At 62.3% G+C, this 16,749-nt stretch carries 18 protein-coding genes; 12 read left to right on the top strand and 6 right to left on the bottom strand.

Annotated elements, in window-relative coordinates; translation table 11 throughout:
* Positions 1-212: 212 nt before the first annotated feature.
* From LG327_RS03255 to LG327_RS03230, 6 genes are all read left to right on the top strand, one after another.
* Entirely contained in the window at positions 213-812 is a 600-nt protein-coding gene (locus tag LG327_RS03255) for a paraquat-inducible protein A (protein WP_404365682.1), read from the top strand.
* A complete protein-coding gene (locus LG327_RS03250; RefSeq protein WP_404365679.1) occupies positions 809-1,426 on the top strand; it encodes a paraquat-inducible protein A in 618 nt (205 codons plus the stop codon). The genes LG327_RS03255 and LG327_RS03250 overlap by 4 nt, the downstream gene beginning before the upstream one ends.
* A complete protein-coding gene (locus LG327_RS03245; RefSeq protein ID WP_404365676.1) occupies positions 1,419-3,092 on the top strand; it encodes an intermembrane transport protein PqiB in 1,674 nt (557 codons plus the stop codon). The genes LG327_RS03250 and LG327_RS03245 overlap by 8 nt, the downstream gene beginning before the upstream one ends.
* A complete protein-coding gene (locus LG327_RS03240) occupies positions 3,089-3,712 on the top strand; it encodes a membrane integrity-associated transporter subunit PqiC (RefSeq protein ID WP_404365674.1) in 624 nt (207 codons plus the stop codon). The genes LG327_RS03245 and LG327_RS03240 overlap by 4 nt, the downstream gene beginning before the upstream one ends.
* Positions 3,713-3,801: 89 nt before the next feature.
* Complete coding sequence (locus tag LG327_RS03235; RefSeq protein WP_404365671.1) at positions 3,802-5,136, top strand: erythromycin esterase family protein; 1,335 nt, start codon at positions 3,802-3,804, stop codon at positions 5,134-5,136.
* 56 nt (positions 5,137-5,192) lie between these two features.
* Positions 5,193-5,624, top strand: coding sequence for a hypothetical protein (locus LG327_RS03230; RefSeq protein WP_404365668.1), 432 nt, complete (start codon positions 5,193-5,195; stop codon positions 5,622-5,624).
* Between the two features lie 6 nt (positions 5,625-5,630).
* Here the strand turns inward: LG327_RS03230 and LG327_RS03225 are convergent, their stop codons facing one another.
* From LG327_RS03225 to trxC, 3 genes are all read right to left on the bottom strand, one after another.
* Complete coding sequence (locus LG327_RS03225; protein WP_404365665.1) at positions 5,631-5,837, bottom strand: DUF2905 domain-containing protein; 207 nt, start codon at positions 5,835-5,837, stop codon at positions 5,631-5,633.
* Positions 5,838-5,889: 52 nt separating this feature from the next.
* Complete coding sequence (locus tag LG327_RS03220; protein WP_404365662.1) at positions 5,890-6,588, bottom strand: SDR family oxidoreductase; 699 nt, start codon at positions 6,586-6,588, stop codon at positions 5,890-5,892.
* A 64-nt stretch (positions 6,589-6,652) separates the two neighbouring features.
* Positions 6,653-7,090 (bottom strand): thioredoxin TrxC, encoded by a 438-nt coding sequence (trxC, locus tag LG327_RS03215; RefSeq protein ID WP_404365659.1) that lies wholly within the window; start codon positions 7,088-7,090, stop codon positions 6,653-6,655.
* 70 nt (positions 7,091-7,160) lie between these two features.
* On the opposite strand from trxC, the gene LG327_RS03210 reads away from it, so the two are divergent.
* Complete coding sequence (locus LG327_RS03210; RefSeq protein WP_404365656.1) at positions 7,161-7,898, top strand: spermidine synthase; 738 nt, start codon at positions 7,161-7,163, stop codon at positions 7,896-7,898.
* Positions 7,899-7,904: 6 nt separating this feature from the next.
* On the opposite strand, the gene LG327_RS03205 is transcribed toward LG327_RS03210, so the two are convergent.
* A complete protein-coding gene (locus LG327_RS03205; protein ID WP_404365653.1) occupies positions 7,905-8,366 on the bottom strand; it encodes a hypothetical protein in 462 nt (153 codons plus the stop codon).
* Between the two features lie 151 nt (positions 8,367-8,517).
* On the opposite strand from LG327_RS03205, the gene LG327_RS03200 reads away from it, so the two are divergent.
* Positions 8,518-9,426, top strand: a complete 909-nt coding sequence (locus LG327_RS03200) for an alpha/beta fold hydrolase (RefSeq protein ID WP_404365650.1) — start codon at positions 8,518-8,520, stop codon at positions 9,424-9,426.
* 6 nt (positions 9,427-9,432) lie between these two features.
* The gene (locus tag LG327_RS03195; protein WP_404365648.1) at positions 9,433-10,230 is read left to right on the top strand and encodes an ATP-binding protein; all 798 of its coding nucleotides are present in this window, start codon (positions 9,433-9,435) and stop codon (positions 10,228-10,230) included.
* Here the strand turns inward: LG327_RS03195 and LG327_RS03190 are convergent.
* Positions 10,227-12,224 (bottom strand): ATP-binding protein, encoded by a 1,998-nt coding sequence (locus tag LG327_RS03190; protein ID WP_404365645.1) that lies wholly within the window; start codon positions 12,222-12,224, stop codon positions 10,227-10,229. The two genes, LG327_RS03195 and LG327_RS03190, sit on opposite strands and share 4 nt — an antisense overlap.
* A 3-nt stretch (positions 12,225-12,227) precedes the next feature.
* Positions 12,228-12,929 (bottom strand): proteobacterial dedicated sortase system response regulator, encoded by a 702-nt coding sequence (pdsR, locus tag LG327_RS03185; protein ID WP_404365642.1) that lies wholly within the window; start codon positions 12,927-12,929, stop codon positions 12,228-12,230.
* Positions 12,930-13,133: 204 nt separating this feature from the next.
* Here pdsR and LG327_RS03180 point away from each other — a divergent pair, with 204 nt between their 5' ends.
* The 3 genes from LG327_RS03180 (at position 13,134) to LG327_RS03170 (ending at position 16,701) form a co-directional block, all read left to right on the top strand.
* Positions 13,134-15,323, top strand: a complete 2,190-nt coding sequence (locus LG327_RS03180; protein ID WP_404365639.1) for a marine proteobacterial sortase target protein — start codon at positions 13,134-13,136, stop codon at positions 15,321-15,323.
* The gene (locus tag LG327_RS03175; RefSeq protein ID WP_404365637.1) at positions 15,320-15,922 is read left to right on the top strand and encodes a class GN sortase; all 603 of its coding nucleotides are present in this window, start codon (positions 15,320-15,322) and stop codon (positions 15,920-15,922) included. Before LG327_RS03180 ends, LG327_RS03175 begins: the two co-directional genes overlap by 4 nt.
* Before the next feature lie 74 nt (positions 15,923-15,996).
* Positions 15,997-16,701, top strand: coding sequence for a lysophospholipid acyltransferase family protein (locus tag LG327_RS03170; protein WP_404365634.1), 705 nt, complete (start codon positions 15,997-15,999; stop codon positions 16,699-16,701).
* The last annotated feature ends 48 nt before the right edge of the window (positions 16,702-16,749 follow it).

Raw genomic sequence — 16,749 nt, 5'->3', positions numbered from 1 at the left:
CCGAAGCCGGGCCTCCGCCCCCGTTGTCCCATTCCCATGCTCGGGAAATTCAGGCCCGGCGAGATACGAAGTACCAGATGACCGCGAGTTATTTCTGCCAGTGGCCTGCGCAGGGGTAGATCAATGTCCGGAACCTGGCCAGAATCAGGGTCTCAATCCGTCGTCTTTACGGCTTTCAGGGCCCGACTTGAAGGACAGGGAAACCAGACCGGATGAACGAATCCGCCCAACTGATCATCTGTGAATACTGCGATTCGGTGTATGAGCGCCAGGCACTCGGAGCGCATGAGCGGGCTCACTGCCAGCGTTGCGGAGCCCTGCTGGACCGTCGCCCATGGCTTGGAGTTGAGGAACTGCTGGCACTCAGCACCGCAGCGGGCATGCTGCTGGTGTTTATCTGTTTTTATCCCATTCTTCACATCTACACGCGCGAGCAGAGAGGTTCCGCCACCCTGATCGAAGCTGTTCTGGCTCTATTTGACGGGCCTATCAGCCTGATGGGCATGGCATCAGCCTTCGCGCTCATACTGGTGCCTGCCACCCAGGTTGGGCTGCTGGTGTGGCTGCTCGCCTTTGCCCGAAAGCAGCGCCACGCGCCAGGTTTTCGGCCCTGCATGAGGCTGCTCGAGATCCTGCGGCCCTGGAGCATGCTGGAGGTGTTTCTGCTCGGTGCTCTGGTGTCGGTGGTGAAACTGACAGGGCGTATTGATACGGCGCCGGCGGCGGGACTGTTTGCGCTGGGGGTGCTCAGCCTTTTGATGGTGGGCGTGGCGGGGCGGGATGTCCGGATGCTCTGGGACCAGGTGTCATGACGCCATCATCTGCACAACAGCTCAATCTGCGGCTCTGTCACCGCTGCAAATACGCCTCTTCGGTGACAGGCGACCCCCAGCACTGTGACCGCTGCGGGGCTCGCATTCATTACCGCAAGCCGAATGCCATCATCCGCACCTGGGCTCTCACGCTGGCCGCCATGATTCTTTACATTCCTGCCAATGTGCTGCCCATCATGCGGACCAGCGCTATACATCATGACTCCACAACCACAATACTGGGGAGCGTGGTGGATCTCTGGCAGCAGGGGTCCTGGGACATTGCGGTAATCATCTTCACTGCCAGCGTGGGCGTGCCGGTCACCAAGTTTCTGGCGCTGGGCTATCTTCTGGTGAGCGTGCAATGGGGCAGCACCCGCTCCCGGAAGGAGCGTACCCAGCTTTATCGACTCCTTGAGCTAATCGGCTACTGGTCCATGCTGGATGTATTCGTGGCCGGGCTGCTCACGGCTCTGGTCCAGTTTGGGCCACTCGGGGGTATCGAGCCCCGACCCGGTATTCTTTATTTTGGCCTGGTCGTGATACTGACGATGATGGCCACACTGAGTTTTGACCCCCGACTGATCTGGGACACAGGAAACGCCAATGAATGACGAGCAGGCAAAAAAACCGGCCCCCCCTGAAATCCAGCGGCGGCGATGGCATGTGTCGCTGGTGTGGCTGGTGCCACTGGTGGCTGCTCTGGTGGGTCTGTCGATGCTGATCAGGGCCTGGCAGGAGACAGGACCGTCCATTGAGATCCGGTTTGAAACCGCAGACGGACTTTCCGCAGGCAAAACCCCCGTGCAGTACCGGGATGTGACCATAGGCAGGCTCACCGAGGTGCAACTGAGTGAAGATAATTCGAGTGTGATTGCCACCGTTGAGCTTAACCGGGGTGGAGAGGCTTTCACGCGCGAAGACTCGCGGTTCTGGGTGGTTCGGCCCCGGATTGGAGCCTCGGGGATCTCCGGACTTGAGACACTTTTTAGCGGCGGGTATATCGCGGCGGATCCAGGGGTTTCTTCCACTATGGCGGAAAGCTTTGAGGGACTTGAATCGCCCCCGCAGATTATCTATGACCAGGCGGGCAGCCGCTTCCGGGTGGAGGCCGATGACCTCGGCTCCCTGAGTGTGGGTTCGCCGGTTTACTATCGCAAGGTGCCCGTGGGAGAGGTCGTGTCCTATGAGCTGGCGGATTCAGGTGAGAGCGTCAATATCGAGGTGTTCGTTTCCGCTCCCCATGATCATCTGGTTACGGAAAACACCCGCTTCTGGAATGCCAGTGGTATAGAACTTGATCTCGGTGCCGGTGGGGTCAACGTTGATATGCAGTCCCTCGTTGCCCTTGTCACCGGCGGCCTCGCCTTTGGTGATCCACCCGAGGAGCAGCGGAAGCACGCCCCGGCGGCCGCGGACTCGCGCTTTTCCCTGTTCAGCGACAGTGAGGAAGCCCTCGCTCCCAATAAAGGGCCTTCCCGCAAGATCCGCATGCGGTTCAGTCAGTCGCTGCGAGGGCTTGATGACGGGGCTGCGGTCTTTTTCATGGGCAAGAAGATCGGTGAGGTGAGCAGGATTACCCTGGATTACGACGCCCGTGACAACACTTTTCCGGTCATCGTTGAGGCCAACATATACCCCCGCCTGATGGGCAATGTTTACCAGAAGCTGCTCCAGTCTTCCGGTCGGGAGGAAGGGGATGCTGCAGCCCGGGAGCTGTTTTCAAGGCTCGTAACCCAGGGGCTTCGTGCTGAGGCCCGCACCAGCAATCTATTGACGGGACAGCTGTTTGTTGCGCTGGAAGTCTACCCGGATGCCAAACCGGCAGTCATGGACTCCCGGGAGCGGGTCATCATGATCCCGACCCGGCCTACCGGCCTTGACCGGGCCCAGTCCCAGCTCATCAACCTTGTGGACCGCCTGAACGACGTTCCCTTCAAAAGCATCGCTGACAACCTGGATGGCAGCCTCGCGGAACTGAAACAGACCCTGACACAGGTTAACCAGGACGTGCTGCCAGCCACCCTCACCACTCTGGGCGGAATTGACGAAGTGACGGGCAGATTGAACAAGGCTATTGCGACAGCTTCCGAAGCCCTGGGATCCGCTGCTGACGCCTTTGGCGAAGATTCCCCTGAAAGAGAGCAGCTTGACCGTGCGCTGAGCGAGGTTGAGCAAATGTCAAAATCGGTGCGCCAGCTTTCCGATTATCTGCGCCGCCATCCGGAATCCCTGCTGCGGGGACGGGACCAACAGGACAGGAGGGATCTCAGACCATGAAACAGCCGAAAGGGAACATCATGATTTCAGCCAGGGTTCTGCTCGTGCTGACAGCAGTACTGGCTCTGGGAGCCTGCAGCAGTCCCCAGGTCCGGTTTCACACCCTCATGCCCCAGCCGGGCCAGCAGATGGAGGACGAAAGCGCCGTCGATCTGGTTATTAGCAGTGTCATGGTGCCGGCCCAGGTGGACCGCAGTGAACTGGTGGTAAGAAAAGATGCGTCCGGGCTGGTGGTGCTGTCCTCGGACTGGTGGGGGGCGAGTCTGGCGGAGGAGCTTCGCAGCGCCCTGGTCGCCGGCTTTGGTCCGGGAGGTCAGGAAGCGCCCCGGGTGAATCTTCGGCTCCAGGTGACACGCTTTGATTCCGTCCCGGGCAAACACGCCTGGCTGGAGGCCAGATACCAGCTAACCGGCTCCGGAAATAACGGCAAGCAACAGCTTTCCTGCAGCGCACGGCTGCGAACCGGCGTTTCAGGGGAGCAAAGCCAGGTGGTGGAGGCCCTGGTGCTCGCCCAGCAGGAGAATGTCCGTATGTTGGCGGCGCAGATACTGGCTGCCGCTCGAGGGCTTGGCTCCGGCCAGGGGTGTCCGGCGGAGTCTCCGGTGGGGAGCACCCTTTAATAACCGTTTCCTGATCTCCATCTAATATTCAGTACATGTGAAATGCGGCTTTTGACCAGTCACGGCAATCAGGATCGCAGGAGGCTCTCATGGCACTGTCGGAGACAACCAGACAAATGGAAGAATTGCGGGCGGCGGTGACACCGCTTACTGGAAGCAAAGGGGATTATGACGAGCTGTTGAAGCTCTGTGCCGACAGGTCTTTCATCCTGATGGGTGAGGCGACACACGGCACCCACGAGTTCTACCGGGCCAGGGCCGACATCACCAAGCGGCTCATTCTCGAGCAGGGTCTCAACGCCATAGCGGTGGAAGCCGACTGGCCTTCGGCCTACCGGATCAACCGTTATGTGAGAGGGCTGGGGCAGGACCAGTCCGCCGAGGAGGCACTGGGTGATTTTCACCGGTTTCCCCTCTGGATGTGGCGCAACACGGTGATGGTGGAATTTGTCGAATGGCTGCGGGATTACAACAGAGGCTGCAGCCCGGAAACCCAGGTCGGGTTCTACGGCCTGGACATGTACAGCCTTTACGAGTCCATTCACAGCGTGCTCGAATATCTGGACAAGGTTGACCCCGAGGCCGCAAAGGCCGCCAGGGAAAGCTACAACTGCCTGGATCACACCTCCGATGAACAGGAGTATGGCTATGGCGTGATGCTGGGCCGCCGGCCCTCCTGTGAAAACGAAGTGGTCAAGCAGTTGATGAACATCCGCGGCAGTGCCATGGAATACGTCCGCAAGGGCGGCATGATGTCCGAGGACGAACACTTCCAGGCCGAGCAGAACGCCCGCCTGATCCGCAATGCAGAGCGTTACTATCGCACCATGTTCACTGGCCGGATCAGCACCTGGAATCTCCGGGACAAACACATGAGCGATACCCTTGAAGCCCTTTCGAACCACCTCAACCAGGTTCACGGTCTGGAAGCCCGCATTGCGGTATGGGAACACAACTCCCATCTGGGTGATGCCCGGGCCACGGACATGGGCAGCAGGGGCGAATTCAATGTTGGCCAGCTGACCCGGGAGCGCTATGGCAGCCGCTCGCTGCTGGTCGGTTTTACCACCTACACAGGTACAGTTTCCGCCGCATCTTCCTGGGGCGGCATCGTAGAGCACAAGGAGGTCAGGCCCGGCATGCCTGGCAGTTACGAAGCGCTCTTCCATGAAGTCGGCGAACCGGCATTTTTCCTGAAACTGGACGAAAGCCTGCCCGAATTTGTCCGGGAACCCCGGCTGGAGCGGGCCATCGGCGTGCTGTATCTGCCTGCTTCAGAACGGCGAAGCCATTATTTCAACTGCTACCTGGCCGACCAGTTTGATGCGGTGCTGCATTTCGATACCAGCCATGCCCTTGAACCCCTGGATCATGTTTCCGAATGGACCTCGGGGGCGCCTGATACTTATCCCTTTGGTCTGTAACCCGGCCTGGCGCCAGAACTGACCCTAACCCACGGAATGGCAATGGAGGAAAATTCATGACAAAAAAACTGCTACCGCTCATGGCTGGCCTGGTGCTTGTTGCAGGCTGCCAGAGCACACCACCGGCGCTGGATGGCATCCGGGGTTACGAGGCAGACGTGAGGGAGGACACCGTTGTCCTGACCTTCACGGATACGGCCCGCAGGTCCTGGCCCGAAATGCGTCATCAGGCGCTGGATGCCTGTGCCGAGGTAACGGAAAAGGACCGGGATACCCTGAGGTTTGTCGAGACAGACCGTTCCGAATTTACCCGCCAGGTGCCCACGGTCATCAGCGTGCCGGTGCGCAGCTTTCCGCCGTCAGGAGCCCAGTCCCCCAGACAGAACCCAATGCCTCCACCGGCAGAACCAACGACCCTGATGCAGTATGAGTCCATGAACAGGCTGGTGTCCCTGAAACAGATTCAGGGGAGGTGTGAAGAGCGCTGAGGCTACTTACCGCTGAAAAAGATTAATCACAATGGTCAGCAGCAGACTGACCAGAATCATGGACGTGATCGGGATAAATACCCGGGTGTTCTCCGAGCTGATCCGGATATCACCCGGCAGCCGCCCAAACCAGTTGAGCAGCCAGGGAGCAAACTGCAGAATCACCCCCAGTGCAACGAGCACCAGGCCGGCGATGATCAGCCACTTTGGCATGGCTGATCTCCGGACGGTTCTGGAAAGACCTGTCCGCCTGCTTCGTTGATCATCAGTCCTTTCCTTCACCAATCGGAGGCGTAGGCCGCACCAGTATCTCATTTACGTCGACGTGGGCCGGCTGGGCCAGGGCGTAGACAACCGCATTGGCAACGTCCTCCGGTTTCAGCGCCGTTTCAGGCGGCTGATCGAAAAAGGCCGTGTCCACCATTCCAGGCTCAATCAGGGTCACCCGCACGCCAGTGCCCCGAAGCTCTTCCCGAACGCCATAACCTATTGCCGAAACCGCCCACTTGGTGGCGCTGTACATGGAGCCGGGAATGGTCGTGCGGCCAGCGGCAGAACCGGTGATCAGCAGGTGGCCCCGGCTCTCCTTCAGGGCCGGCAGACAGTGCTGCAGGGTGAGGCCAACGCCGTAAACATTGGTCAGGATCATGTCCCGCCAGGTGTCTGCGTCGGCACCGCTGAAGCCGCCAGGTGAGCCTCCGCGACCGGCATTGGCAAACACCGCATCAATCCGGCCAAAAGCCTCCAGCGCTTTTTCAACCATCGCTTTCTGGTCATCGCTGCTCTGCACGTCACAGCGGACACTGATCGCCCGGTCGCTGCCAAGCTCCTCTTTCAGGCCTTCAAGTTTGTCTTCCGAACGGGCTGCCAGCACTACGCGGTAGCCCTCTTTCGCAGCAGCCCGGGCGGTGGCTGCGCCAATGCCCGAGGATGCGCCGGTGATCAAAAGAACGGGGTCTGCCATGGCAATCTCCTTTTTCAGTGACCTGTCTTCGAAATGTCAGAGGCTTCCTGGATCAAGGCTAACATCACTGAACCTGCTGTTGCAGCCAGGTGTTCAGCTGGGCCGCTGACATGGCGCCGCTCTGGCGACCCACCTCCCGGCCACCCCGGAACAGGATCAGAGTGGGGATGCTGCGTATGCCAAAGCGGGCGGATGACTGCTGGGCCTGCTCAGTGTTGACCTTGGCAAAGGCCACCTTGCCCCGCCACTGCACGGCGGCCTTGCGGAACTCCGGTGCCATGGCCTTGCAGGGGCCGCACCAGGTGGCCCAGAAATCCACCAGCACCGGCAGATCTGACTTGGCGGTGAAGTGTTCCAGGGCCGTATCGCCCAGTTCCGCCACATCACCGTCCACCAGGCCTTTTTTACAGGCCCCGCATCTGGGCCCTTCCGGCAGACGGGCGGCGGGCACCCGGTTGGTCTTGTGGCAATGAGGGCAGAGAACGTGCAGGGGCTCGGACATGGTCAGTCTCCGGATTGTGAGTTCGAATCTGGTAGGATACGACGACTTTCAGCTACCGATCAGGTGTTCTATGGGGCTTTTGTTCGAGGAAATCGATACCCAGCCGTCTCCACTGGGGGAAATTTCCCTTCGCCGCCGACGCATTCCCGCCCTTGGCGACAGGGATATCTATGAAGTGAAGCTGGGGGAAGAGTTTCTCATGTCCAGCATGTTCGTTGATGCCGAGGTGGCGCTGGCGGATCTGGGGCTGGCGGCGGTGGCCGGCGACAACCTCAGAGTGGTGGTCGGCGGCCTGGGTCTTGGCTATACCGCCGAGGCCGCACTTAAGCATGATCGGGTGAGCGAGCTTCTGGTGGTGGACGCCCTGAGCACGGTTATCCAGTGGCATGAGCAGGAAAAGGTCCCACTGGGCCGGGTTCTCAACCAGGACCCCCGCTGCCGCTTTGTACATGGCAGCTTCTTCGACCTGGCGGTGGAAGAGTCTGCCGGCTTTGACCAGCGCAACCCCGGCCGCCTGTTTGATGCCATCCTGCTGGATATAGACCACTCGCCCCGGGCGCTGCTGCACGAATCCAACGCCAGTTTCTATACCGCTGAAAACCTGGGGCTTATGGCGCGCCAGCTGAAATCGGGCGGTGTCTTTGCCATGTGGTCGAATGATCCACCGGATGAAGACTTCATGGACGTTCTGGGAGACCTGTTCGAAGATGTGAGCGCCCATGTGGTGTCCTTCTTCAATCCCTTCCAGAACCGGGAATCGTCCAACACCGTCTACGTTGCCCGTCAGCCGGGGGGCGCTGTGGCCTGAGGCAACTCAGCGCCAGCGTTCAAGGCAGCCGGAACGGATCAGGTAGCGCCCGGTTTCCTCGCCCCGGCGCTCGTAAACCCACCACTGGCCGGCGCGACGCTCCGGCGCCCCCAGAATGTAACGCACCTGGTCGGCACTCATGCCGGGTCTTACCCGCTGTTTTACCCGCAGATGGCGCAGTTCGGTGGACTGGATATAGCCGGCATCGCAGCCACTGGATGAAGAGGAACGGGGTGAACGGGAACGGGCCTTGCTGGAAGGGGCGGCCTTGTGACGAAAGCCGGTGCCAGTGTCCAGGCGGCCACCGGTTCGCACCGGATCGACAGAAACGGCGGTGGCGTTTTCGCCACAGGGGCTGTCGGAAAAGACTGTCTGATGTTCCGCCTCGCAGCGGTAGATGGTGCTCCAGGCCTGGCCGGCCACCAGTACACCTGCTAAAACCATGAAAATCCGTGTAATGGGCCGCATCCTGCGCCTCCTGATCCTTTGAGAGATTGACGTCCTGTCGAGGCGGGAAAGCTTATCAGATGGTACTTTTAAGAAACACCGGAACGATCAGGGACATCACAACACCCGGAACTCAACATCTGTAAAACCGGAAAAGGATTTCGACAGCCCCATGCGCCCTTTTTTCAACCGTTACCTGGATCTCGCCAGTGGTCGCCGGATCGCCTGGGCCGACTGCGGCGCCCCTGACGGTTACCCGGTGATGTTTGCCCACGGCATGCCAGGGTCCCGGCTGGAGGCAGGGTTCTTCCACCAGCAGGCCGCCCGGGCGGGTTTTCGCATCATCACCATGGACAGGCCTGGCATCGGCTTCTCGACCCGCCAGAAGCGGCGAACCCTGCTGGATCACGCGGCGGATGCCCAGGCCCTGGCGGATCAGCTGGGCCTTGACGGTTTTGTGGCCATGGGCTGGTCCAGCGGCGGTGCCCGCAGCCTTGCCTGCGCCCACAGGATGCCGGAGCGGGTAAAGCGGGTGGTGCTGTTATCCAGCTACACCCATCTGAACGAGTACTCCGCCCCTGATCGCTGGTTTCTGGACACAGGCTGGCCAGGTCCCCGGATGCTGGCCCTGGGCATGCCGGTGTTCCGCCTTGTGGTGGGCTGTGTTGCCCGGCTGGCCAGATGGCGCTCCGGGGCCTATCTCACCCAGGTGAAAAAGCTCATCAGCCACCACGACCGCGCCCTGCTGCAGGACCCCGCCCACTGGAAACTGTTTCACCGGGACCAGCTGACCTGCCTGCACAGCTCCGGCAGGGCCATCGCCCGGGACCTTGAGAACGAACTCACCCGCTGGGGTTTCGAGCTGGCTGACGTCACAGTGCCGGTGGACATCTATCAGGGCACCGACGACCCCTTCACGCCCCTGACCTTTGGCGAACACCTGGCCCGCAACCTGCCACGGGCGACCTTGCACCGGCTGGCGGATCGTGGTCATTTCTATTTTCTGGATGAGGACTTTCAGGCCGGCCTGTTCCGGCAACTCCGCTCCAGCCTTTCCACACTTTCCACAACAGGGACTTGACCCACCATGACAGCGGTATCACCCATTGACTGGTCAACCACCACAGCGGCCGCCTGGCGCAGGCACCGGCAGGGCCTGAGGCCCATCCGCCGTCTTGATCCGGTGCAGTGGCAGGATCTCCAGGGCATCGAACGCCAGCAGGCGGCCCTGGCAGACAACACCGAGCGTTTTCTCTCCGGCCTGCCAGCCAACAACACCCTGCTATGGGGTGCCAGGGGCACGGGCAAGTCCTCGCTGGTCAAGGCCCTGCTCAACCGCTATTCCGCCGCGGGGCTGCGCATGATCGAAGTGGACCGGGACGACCTGGTGAACCTGCCCGAGATTGTCGATGAGATCGAAGAGGAGCCCTACCGCTTTGTCATCTACTGCGATGACCTGTCCTTTGAGGCTGGTGAGTCGTCCTGGAAGGGTCTGAAGAGCGTGCTGGAGGGCTCACTGGAACTGCCCCCGGAGAATGTCCGGGTCTACGCCACCTCCAACCGCCGCCACCTGATGCCGGAGTCCATGGCGGACAATCTGAAAATGGAAACCCATGGAGGCGAAGTGCATCCGGGGGAGGCCATCGAGGAGCAGGTATCGCTGGCGGACCGGTTCGGCCTGCAGCTGTCCTTTTACGCCTTTTCCCAGCCGCTTTACCTGCAGACCATTGATGCGCTGTTTCCGGAAGTTGCCGGCGGAAAAGCACAGCACAGAGAGCGGCTGCATCGGGAAGCGATCCGCTTCGCGACGGCCCGGGGCATCCGAAACGGCCGAACCGCCCAGCAGTTTTACCGGCAGAACGCCGGGCGCGATTTTACAGGCTAATCAGGAGCAACCCGTGGCAGCCGAACCCGGAAAATAACGCCGTTTTCGGCGGCCAGGTTTTCCGCCTGCACCGACCCCTGGTGGTGCTCGGCAATCAGCCGCACGATCAGCAGGCCCTGGCCCAGGTGGCCCTGGTCCGTGCCGCCGCGCAGGGAGACAAAGGGGCTGAATATCTCACTGGTGAGATGGGATGGCAGGCTGGAACCTTCATTGAACACCGCCAGCTCCACCTGCTCCCCCAGGGGTTTGACCCGCAGTTCAATCCGGCCGCCTTTCGGGGTGAAATCCCGGGCATTGTCCACCAGCTTGTCCAGCAGCTGCACGATCAGCTCCGGCGAACCATGGACGGTAATACCCGATTCCGGTCCCAGGTAGTGGATCCGGTGGTCCGGTGACAGGGCCTGGTAGGCCTCGGTTGTCTGGCTGACCACCACCGCCAGGTCGAAGGCTTCCTTTTCGGCATTGTCGAAGCTCTGCTCCAGCCGCGCCGCCTCGCTCATGCCCTGGAGAATCTGGCTGAGCCGGTCGGTGGCCTGGTGGGCGCGCTGGATGTAGGCCTCCCGGCTGGCCGGGTCCACGCCCTGGGACAGATTCTCCAGGGAGGAGCGGACCACCGCCACGGGGGTCTTGAGTTCATGGGACAGCCGTCGCGAAAAGCTTTCCAGATAGCGGGTATAACCCTGCAGATTGTCCACCATCTGGCTGAACTGCCGGGACAGCTCCCCCAGCTCGTCACGGGCCCATCCCGGCGCCATGGGCCCCAGCACCCGGCCATCTTCATCGATACTTGCCCGCACCGCCTGCCGCAGCCGGGTAATGCGCCACGACAGCCAGCTGGCATAACCCAGCAGGGCGAGAATCAGAGCCAGGATCAGCAGACTGGTGCGGCTGATTACCGTGCCCAGGGCGTCGCCGGAGAGCGCCAGTATCTGCTCCAGGGACTGCTCAAGCACCAGATGACGCCCGTCATCCAGCTGCTGCCAGGTCATCAGGTGGGCCGGCCCGCCGCCGTGGCGGACAATGGCGCCGCCTGCCAGTGCCGCCGGGTCCAGCCTGTCGGTCACCTCCGGCAGACGCAGGGGGCTGGGCTGGAAATGGCTCACCAGCGCCCGCAGGCCGTTCAGGCTGATCTGTTCAATGATCTCCATGGGCCCGAGGGTTTCAAAGGCGGGCCGCCTGTCTTCTGCCGGTACCGCCGGTTTTGCCAGTACCCAGCCCTGCCGGTTGAGCACCAGGGCCTGCTGCCCCGGCACCATGGCTTGGGCCAGCTGGCTTTCCAGCTCCGGTATGCGGGCGATCAGCCGGGGCAGTTCTGCGGGCGAGCCGATGCCAGCCACGGGAATGGTGCCTGTGGCGGTGTTTCCGGGCTGGGGCTGTGGCCGATGCACCTGGAAACCAAACCCTTCGCCCTCATCTGGCCGTGGCAGTTGAATCTCCAGCTGGTAGCCCCGGCCCGTCGCCTGCCATACCCCGCGGATACCGTAATCCGCTTCCGGCCTGCGACCCGGGCGCCAGCCCACCACCGGGCCGGGCGCCGGGGTGCGGATGTCGCGTTCACGAATGGAATCGCCTTCGCTCCAGTAAAGCCGTACGTGCTCGTGGGGTTTCGCTGGCTCGCCTGGATCAAAATACTCGGGGGAGGGGCTGACAACCCTCAGCAACAGGTAGAGGTTGAACCGGTCGGCGGCCAGCTGCCAGCTGGCATTCTCCGGTTCCGGGTTTAGTGATTCGTCATCGTAGTCAGGCCAGTCGTCGCCGTAGCCGTCCAGGTTGAGAGGGCGGGCGAGGGTGCTGGCGTAGATCACCTCCCGGTTGTCCGCGGCTGGCGGCAGGCTGGTTGCTAGGGTTTCGCTCATGCGGTTGGCCTGGGCCCGCAGCTGCTCCAGCGCTTGGGTGCGCAGGGCTTCGTCCAGCTCCAGCACGAACTGCAGGCCGGCCCAGGGAATGAGCAGCATCAGCAGGCTGGCCAGCAGCAGCTGGCGTTTCAGGCTCAAGAATCAGGCCTCATGGGCGTTCCAGCGGTAGCCGAAACCGTAGGCGGTCTGGATACCATCGAACTCCGGGTCCAGCTGCTGGAACTTGCGGCGGATGCGCTTGATGTGGGAGGTCACCGTATTGTCGTCCAGCACCGTGTTGGCCGCTTCCATCAGCTGGGTGCGGTTGCGCACATGGCCCGGGTGATGAACCAGGGAGTGCAGCATCCAGAACTCGGTCACCGTCAGGTCGATGGGCTTGGCATCCCATTCCACCGTCATGCGGTCCACATTCAGCTGCAGGCGACCCCGCTGCAATACCTCATCCGGCTGGCGGCTGGACTCCGCCCAGGCATCGGCCCGTCGCAGCAGGGCGGTGATCCGGGCGAACAGATGATCCATGCTCATATCCTTGGTGACATAGTCATCCGCCCCCAGGCGCAGGCCCAGCACTGAGTCTGCATCGCTGTCCCGCGCAGTCAGGAAAATCATCGGCAGGGTGGCGGAGAGCTGGCGCAGGTCCCGGCACAGGTCAAAACCGCCGTCCATTTCATCCCCCAGCCCCACATCAATAATCGCCAGGTCCGGCAGGCCGGTTTTCAGGGCGGCGAAGGCGGATTGCCGGTCGCCCCAGGCGGACACCCGGTAACCCCGGCGCTCAAAGGCATCCCGGTAGTTCTCCCGGATCGCCGGTTCGTCTTCAATCAGTGCAATGTGCCGTTTCATAGCTGATTCCGCTGGGTCTATTCGACCGCTATTTAACCACGGCTGGCCGCTATCGCAAGGAACCGGGAGCCGTTTGCCACAATTCATCATTTTCTGTCGCCAGTCTGCCGGATTCCGTCACCGGATGGTCGTTTCCCTTCGCTGTAATGACCTTCATCAACTGACCGCCGTCACAGTTATCACAGTCATCAGGAGGGAGGCCCCATGGCCAGCACGTTTTCCGACACAGCAAAGCCAGCCAGCCGCAGAACCGGAAGCCAGAGCAGCAGCCGGCCCAGGCTTGTGGCCTTCATGGAAGGCGTCAGCCTCTGGCTGCTGGTCATCCTGTTTCTCGCGCTGCATTCCGTCTACGCCGAAGCCCGGCAGGCCGACACCGGGTATGCCGAAACAGCCGGTCGCCTGCATTTTGTATCCGACAGCAGCGACGACGCGGCCCGCCCCGGCAACAGGGAAACCCCGGCCAACCTGCTGAGCACCGGTTACCTGGTAACCGTCAGTGGCCTGATCGCCGACACCCGGCTGCGCCAGACCTTCGAGAACACCAGCCAGCAGTGGCAGGAGGCCATCTATGTATTTCCCCTGCCGGAGAAGGCCAGTGTCTACGGCCTGAAAATGATTGCCGGTGAGCGGGTGATAGAAGGGGAGATCCGCACCCGCGCCCAGGCGGACCGTGAATACAAACAGGCGAAGACCGAAGGCCGCCAGACGGCGAAGGTGGACCAGCAGCGCCCGAACCTGTTCACCACCCGGCTGGCCAACATCCCGCCCGGGGAGGCGGTAACCGTGGAGCTGCGCTACCAGCAGGCGGTGGACTACCAGTCCGGCGAGTTCCAGCTGCGCCTGCCCACCACCCTCACGCCCCGCTACATGCCCGGCCGGCAGCTGGATACCCCTACCCAGTGGCAGGGCGGCTGGGCAGCGCCCACCGACCAGGTGCCGGACGCCGATGCCATCAGCCCTTTCACCGTGAAGCCGGAAGGCCTGGCAGACGGCAGCCACCAGGCCCGTGTGCGGCTGGAAATCAACGCCGGCCTGCCCATCGCCTCGGTGATCAGCCCCAGCCACACCCTGCAGAGCACCTGGAACGGCGACAGCGTGACCGTCGAACCCCAGGCCGGTGCCATCACAATGGACCGGGACCTGGTGATCCGCTGGTCGCCGGTGCTGGGCCAGGCGCCCTCCGCCGCGGTGTTCCATGAGCAGTGGCAGGGCGAAGATTACCTGTTCACCCTGCTGGTGCCCGGGCTGGACAAGGCCGCCAGTCATCCAAGGGAGCTGATCTTCGTGATCGATACCTCCGGTTCCATGGCGGGGGCTTCCATCCGCCAAGCCAGGGAAGCCCTGTTAAGGGGGCTGGACACCCTGGGGCCGGACGACAGGTTCAACGTCATACAGTTCAGCCATGCCACCCACAGCCTGTTCGAAGCCCCCGTCTTTGCCAACAGTACCAACCTGGGCCGGGCCCGTTACCATGTCCGCCATCTGGTGGCCGAGGGCGGCACGGAAATGGCTCCGGCTCTGGATGCCGCCCTGGGAAATCAGCCTGACGATGAGAGTGGGGCAGGGGAAAGAGTGCGCCAAGTGGTGTTCATCACCGACGGCGCCGTGGGCAATGAGGCGGCGCTGTTCGACAGTATCCGCCGGCAGCTGGGCGAGAGCCGGCTGTTCACCGTGGGCATAGGCTCTGCCCCCAACATGCACTTCATGCGTGAAGCCGCCAGATTCGGCCGGGGCACCCACACCGCCGTCCGCGACCTCGCCACCCTTGCCAGACCCCTGGAAGAACTGTTCGCCAAAATGCAGGCACCCGTGCTTACAGCTCTGACCGCGGACTGGTCACACCAGGCCGGCCAGCCGGAAACCTTCCCGGAACGGCCCGGCGACCTGTTCATGGGGGAGCCGCTGGTGCAGGTAAGCCGGGGCAGGCCGCCGGTAGGCGAGGTAACTTTGGCTGGCCGGCTGCCGGACGGCCAGCCCTGGCAGCAGACCCTGGCGCTGGACAAAGCTGCCGCTGGCACAGGCCTTCACCGGCACTGGGCCAGCGAGAAAATCAGCAGCCTCATGGACCAGGACCTTGCCGGCACTCCAGGTGAAGACGTGCAAAAAGAAGTGACTGCACTGGGGCTGGAGCACCAGCTGGTCACCCGTTACACCAGCTTTGTCGCCGTGGATACAACCCCCGTGCGTGCCGGGGATGAAACCCTGGAATCCGAATCCACCCCCAGCCTTCTGCCGGATGGCAGCACCCCGGGCATGCTGCGCTACCCCCAGACAGCCACACCGGCACCGCTGTTCATGGTCACCGGCCTCATGGGGTTTCTGGTCAGCCTTGCCCTGCTACTTCGGCGGAGGCTGGCGGGGTCGAGGATCACAGCAGGGAGCAAAGCCCAATGAACCGCCTGCTGCTCACCCTCACCATGGCCTTCGGTATTCTATTCACGGTAGGGCTGTGGATGCCCCTCAAGGCCTGGATGGCGCAGGAACTCCTAACCCTGGCCTGGGCTGAAAGCCAGGCCCGCCAGCAGCCGGCCCGTCCCTGGCCCTGGGCAGACACCTGGCCGGTGGCACAGCTGGAACTCCCCGGCCTGAACGAGCCACTGATCGTGCTGGATGGCGTGCACGGGGAAAGCCTGGCCTTTGGCCCGGGCCTGGTGCCCGGCTCCGGCGGCTTTCGCGCCACCGTGATCGCCGGCCACCGGGACACCCACTTCCGCGCGCTGGCGGACCTGAAAACCGGTGACCCGCTGCGCCTGCAGGATCGCCGGGGCGACTGGATAGGCTATGAGGTGGTCCGCACCCGCATAGTGGACAGCCGCAGCGCATTTCTGGACATGGATGCCCTGGCCCCCAACAGCCTGCTGCTGGTCACCTGCTACCCCTTTGACAGCCTCGACGCCAGCGGCCCTCTGCGCTATCTGGTTGAAGCCAGGCCACAGACCGAACTACCCTTGGTAGGAACACCCGGGGCAAATGTGGCGGACGCCGGCTTTTAGCTTACAATTGCGCGCTGTTTCCCAGCCCCACCTCCATCAAGCCCATTTGCACTAAAAAAAGAGGGAGCGCTGTCATGGGTAGGTTAAGAACGGTGCTGGCCTGGCTGCTGGTTCCCCTGGTGTCCATGGTTGCCCTGATCGGTTACCTGCTGCGGCCCTTCAACCCGGAAAACAACCGCATCCTGGCGCGCAGCCTGGCAAAGCCCGGCCGGTTCATTCTGGGCATGGAGCGCCCGCTGCAGGGCGCCGAAAACATGCCCCATAATCGCCCCTGCGTCATCATTGCCAACCACCAGCACAACGACGACCTGTTTGTGTTTGGTGACCTGCTGCCGCCCCGCACCGTCACCGTGGGCAAATCCGCTCTGGCCTGGGTGCCCTTCTTCGGCCAGGTGTTCTGGCTCGGCGGCAACGTGATGATCGACCGCTCCCGCTCCCACAAGGCCATAGCGGTGATGCAGCAGACCTCCGACGCCATCACCAAAGACCACAAAAGCGTCTGGGTATTTCCGGAAGGCACCCGAGGTCGCGGCCGGGGCCTGCAGAGCTTCAAAAAGGGCGCCTTCTATTCCGCCATTGCCTCCGGCGCTCCCATCGTCATGGTGTGCGCCAGCCCCTATGGCCATGAAACCACCGGCCCCTGGGGTCGCCGCAAGCCTGTCACCGTGCAGATACTGCCCGCGGTTGAGACCGAAGGCATGACCAACGGCGACATTCCCGACCTGATCGCAAAATGCCACGGCCAGATGCACGAAGCCATCGAAGCCATGGCCACCTGAGCTATTTCCCCAGGCTTTTCAGGCTGCTTGCAGGCCCCCACAAAACAG

Origin of the sequence: Marinobacter sp. (assembly GCF_044799475.1) — a bacterium.
GTDB lineage: Bacteria > Pseudomonadota > Gammaproteobacteria > Pseudomonadales > Oleiphilaceae > Marinobacter.
This window is presented reverse-complemented; position numbering and strand designations above follow the sequence as displayed.

What these genes read in the sequence shown, in the direction of transcription:
- LG327_RS03250 (WP_404365679.1), top strand. Translation starts at nt 809, where the DNA reads ATGACGCCATCATCTGCACAACAGCTCAATCTGCGGCTCTGTCACCGC.
- LG327_RS03225 (WP_404365665.1), bottom strand. Translation starts at nt 5,837, where the DNA reads ATGCCAAAGTGGCTGATCATCGCCGGCCTGGTGCTCGTTGCACTGGGG.
- LG327_RS03180 (WP_404365639.1), top strand. Translation starts at nt 13,134, where the DNA reads ATGGCCAGCACGTTTTCCGACACAGCAAAGCCAGCCAGCCGCAGAACC.
- LG327_RS03235 (WP_404365671.1), top strand. Translation starts at nt 3,802, where the DNA reads ATGGCACTGTCGGAGACAACCAGACAAATGGAAGAATTGCGGGCGGCG.
- LG327_RS03170 (WP_404365634.1), top strand. Translation starts at nt 15,997, where the DNA reads ATGGGTAGGTTAAGAACGGTGCTGGCCTGGCTGCTGGTTCCCCTGGTG.
- LG327_RS03220 (WP_404365662.1), bottom strand. Translation starts at nt 6,588, where the DNA reads ATGGCAGACCCCGTTCTTTTGATCACCGGCGCATCCTCGGGCATTGGC.
- LG327_RS03200 (WP_404365650.1), top strand. Translation starts at nt 8,518, where the DNA reads ATGCGCCCTTTTTTCAACCGTTACCTGGATCTCGCCAGTGGTCGCCGG.
- LG327_RS03205 (WP_404365653.1), bottom strand. Translation starts at nt 8,366, where the DNA reads ATGCGGCCCATTACACGGATTTTCATGGTTTTAGCAGGTGTACTGGTG.
- LG327_RS03230 (WP_404365668.1), top strand. Translation starts at nt 5,193, where the DNA reads ATGACAAAAAAACTGCTACCGCTCATGGCTGGCCTGGTGCTTGTTGCA.
- LG327_RS03255 (WP_404365682.1), top strand. Translation starts at nt 213, where the DNA reads ATGAACGAATCCGCCCAACTGATCATCTGTGAATACTGCGATTCGGTG.
- trxC (WP_404365659.1), bottom strand. Translation starts at nt 7,090, where the DNA reads ATGTCCGAGCCCCTGCACGTTCTCTGCCCTCATTGCCACAAGACCAAC.
- LG327_RS03240 (WP_404365674.1), top strand. Translation starts at nt 3,089, where the DNA reads ATGAAACAGCCGAAAGGGAACATCATGATTTCAGCCAGGGTTCTGCTC.
- LG327_RS03210 (WP_404365656.1), top strand. Translation starts at nt 7,161, where the DNA reads ATGGGGCTTTTGTTCGAGGAAATCGATACCCAGCCGTCTCCACTGGGG.
- LG327_RS03245 (WP_404365676.1), top strand. Translation starts at nt 1,419, where the DNA reads ATGAATGACGAGCAGGCAAAAAAACCGGCCCCCCCTGAAATCCAGCGG.
- pdsR (WP_404365642.1), bottom strand. Translation starts at nt 12,929, where the DNA reads ATGAAACGGCACATTGCACTGATTGAAGACGAACCGGCGATCCGGGAG.
- LG327_RS03195 (WP_404365648.1), top strand. Translation starts at nt 9,433, where the DNA reads ATGACAGCGGTATCACCCATTGACTGGTCAACCACCACAGCGGCCGCC.
- LG327_RS03175 (WP_404365637.1), top strand. Translation starts at nt 15,320, where the DNA reads ATGAACCGCCTGCTGCTCACCCTCACCATGGCCTTCGGTATTCTATTC.